We start from the raw sequence: 2,248 nt of genomic DNA, 5'->3' as shown, positions 1-2,248 counted from the left end.
GATCTCGCCGGGTCAACCCGAGGCGGCCCCAACAGGATTCCCAGGCCGGCTCAATCAGGACCGGCCGTCGCCATAGGTGACGCGCCAGATGGTGCCGTTGCCGTCCTCGGTGAGGATCAGCGCGCCGTCCTTCGCGACAGTGACGCCGACCGGCCGGCCCCAGACATCGTCGTCGGAGATGACGAAGCCGGTGGCGAAATCCTCATACGCGCCGGTCGGCTTGCCATCCTCAAATTTCAGCCGCACCACCTTGTAGCCGGTGCGCACGCCGCGGTTCCAGGAGCCGTGCAGGGCGACGAAGGCATCGCCCTGATACTCGGCCGGGAAGCTCTTTTTGTCATAGAAGGCGATGCTGAGCGGCGCCGAATGCGCCTGCATCAGCACGTCGGGAACAGTGACCTTGCCAGCAAGGTCGGGGCGCGCGCCCTTGTGGCGCGGGTCCTCGTTGGCGCCGATGTAATACCAGGGCCAGCCATAGAAGCCGCCTTGCCTGACCGTCGTCGCATATTCGAATGGCACGTTGTCGCCGAGCCCGTCGCGCTCGTTGACGACGCACCAGAGCGCGCCTGTCTGAGGCTGCACCGTCATGCCGGAGCAGTTGCGCAGGCCGGTGGCGAAGCTGCGCCGGTTCCTGCCGTCCGGATCGAAGGCCAGAACGTCGGCGCGCCCTTCCTCCGGTCCCCAGCTCGCGCCGAGCGGTGCCGACGCCGCCCATTGCGCGAGCCCGCCTTCCGGCTCGGCGCCGATGTCCTCGGCGACGTTGGAGCCCGATCCGACCGATAGGTAGAGCGTCTTGCCATCAGGCGAAAAGATGATGTCGCGCGTCCAGTGATGGCTGGAGGGGATGTCCGGGACGATGGTTTCCGGCTTGCCCTGCGCCTTCAGGTCACCTTCGCGGTAGGCGAAGCGCACGACGCTGTTGCTGTTGGCGACATAGACCCATTGCGGCCTGTCGCCCGACGGGTAGAAGGCGATGCCATAGGGCCGGGTCAACCCTTCGGCGAAAATGGCTTGCTGCGCCGGCCTCGCGCCGCCCTCGGCGAGGCGATAGACGCGGATCTGGTTGGCCTTGCTGTCGGCGACAAACAGGTCGCCATTGGGTGCCACGCGTACGACGCGTGGATTGTCGATGCCGGAAGCAACGAGTTCGATGGAGAAGCCGGGCGGTAGAAGCGGCTTGACCCCTTCGGGACGATCGCCAACGCCCGGGCCGTTCGATGACGAGCGGGTGCGGTAGGGCGCCGGCAGGTCCTGCGGCTTGATCAGCCGGCGCACTCCCGGACGGTCGGCCTTCCAGTCGCCGAAAGCCTTGCTGCCGGTCAGCACCGGCTGGTCCGCAAGCGCTGCGGTGGCGACGAGCATGGCAGCTCCCGCAAGACTGGCAAACCGGATCATACCGTCCTCCAGGGTTGGTTTGGCCATGGGCAGTCAAGGCCAGGTACGGGACAAACGGAAAAATCAGACCGGCGTTCCGCAACGAAGGGGGCACAGGTGAACTTAAGGGTGGTAGTGGGTGCTCAGCTGCCTTCCGCATAGAAATCATCGTCCAGGCGCCTTTCCAACGCGACCAGATCGGCCGGCAGCGGCAGGCCCATGGCGCGCAATTCCTGCAACTTCTCGCGCAGCTGCTCCCGTATCTCGTGCTGGTCCTCGGGCTGGTTGACCATTTCCTCGAGCAGCAGGCTGATCTGGGCCTTGAGCGATTCCAGCGCCATTTTTCTTCTCCTCCACTGCCTAGGTGTACTGAGATCCGGTCAGGCCGGGTCGAAAATGGTGGTCTCCGAGAACCGGAGCGGAGCGTACTTGAAGTACGTGAGCACCGGAAGCGCGGGAGATCGCCATTTGCAGGCCGGCCTCACACCTAACGCAGCATGCGCGAAATGAGCTGCGCCGTATAGTCGACCATCGGCACGATGCGGGCATAGTTAAGCCGCGTCGGACCGATGACGCCGAGTGCGCCGACGACACGGGCGTCCTTGTCGCGATAGGGCGCCACGACCAGCGACGAGCCGGACAGCGAAAACAGCTTGTTTTCCGAGCCGATGAAGATGCGCACGCCGGGCCCTTCCTCGGCGAGGTCGAGCAGTTGCAGCAGCCCGTCCTGCGTCTCCAGATCCTCGAACAGATGGCGCAGCAATTCGATGTCGGCCTGGGCGGTGACGTTTTCGAGCAGGTTGGCGCGGCCGCGCACGATGAGCCGTGCCGGCAGGCCGCTTTCGGCGCCAGCCCAGACCGCCAGGCCCTTTTC

The 2,248-nt window shown here is 65.4% G+C and carries 2 protein-coding genes and 1 pseudogene; all 3 read right to left on the bottom strand.

The genetic code is table 11. The features are described 5' to 3' along the window. Positions 1–54 precede the first annotated feature (54 nt). The gene (locus EN781_RS31090; protein WP_126059286.1) at positions 55–1,395 is read right to left on the bottom strand and encodes a sorbosone dehydrogenase family protein; all 1,341 of its coding nucleotides are present in this window, start codon (positions 1,393–1,395) and stop codon (positions 55–57) included. 122 nt (positions 1,396–1,517) lie between these two features. Next, complete coding sequence (locus EN781_RS31085) at positions 1,518–1,715, bottom strand: hypothetical protein (RefSeq protein WP_126057282.1); 198 nt, start codon at positions 1,713–1,715, stop codon at positions 1,518–1,520. A 146-nt stretch (positions 1,716–1,861) separates the two neighbouring features. Continuing rightward, positions 1,862–2,248, bottom strand: a pseudogene (gene hrcA, locus EN781_RS31080) (heat-inducible transcriptional repressor HrcA); the annotation flags it as partial.

This window comes from Mesorhizobium sp. M4A.F.Ca.ET.090.04.2.1 (genome assembly GCF_003999085.1).
Taxonomy (GTDB): Bacteria; Pseudomonadota; Alphaproteobacteria; order Rhizobiales; family Rhizobiaceae; genus Mesorhizobium.
The sequence above is the reverse complement of the archived record's forward strand: the minus strand, read 5'-3'. Positions and strand labels throughout refer to the sequence as shown.

Bases quoted from the DNA above. Each gene is read 5' to 3' on its own strand.
- EN781_RS31085 (WP_126057282.1), bottom strand. From the start codon at position 1,715: ATGGCGCTGGAATCGCTCAAGGCCCAGATCAGCCTGCTGCTCGAGGAA.
- EN781_RS31090 (WP_126059286.1), bottom strand. From the start codon at position 1,395: ATGATCCGGTTTGCCAGTCTTGCGGGAGCTGCCATGCTCGTCGCCACC.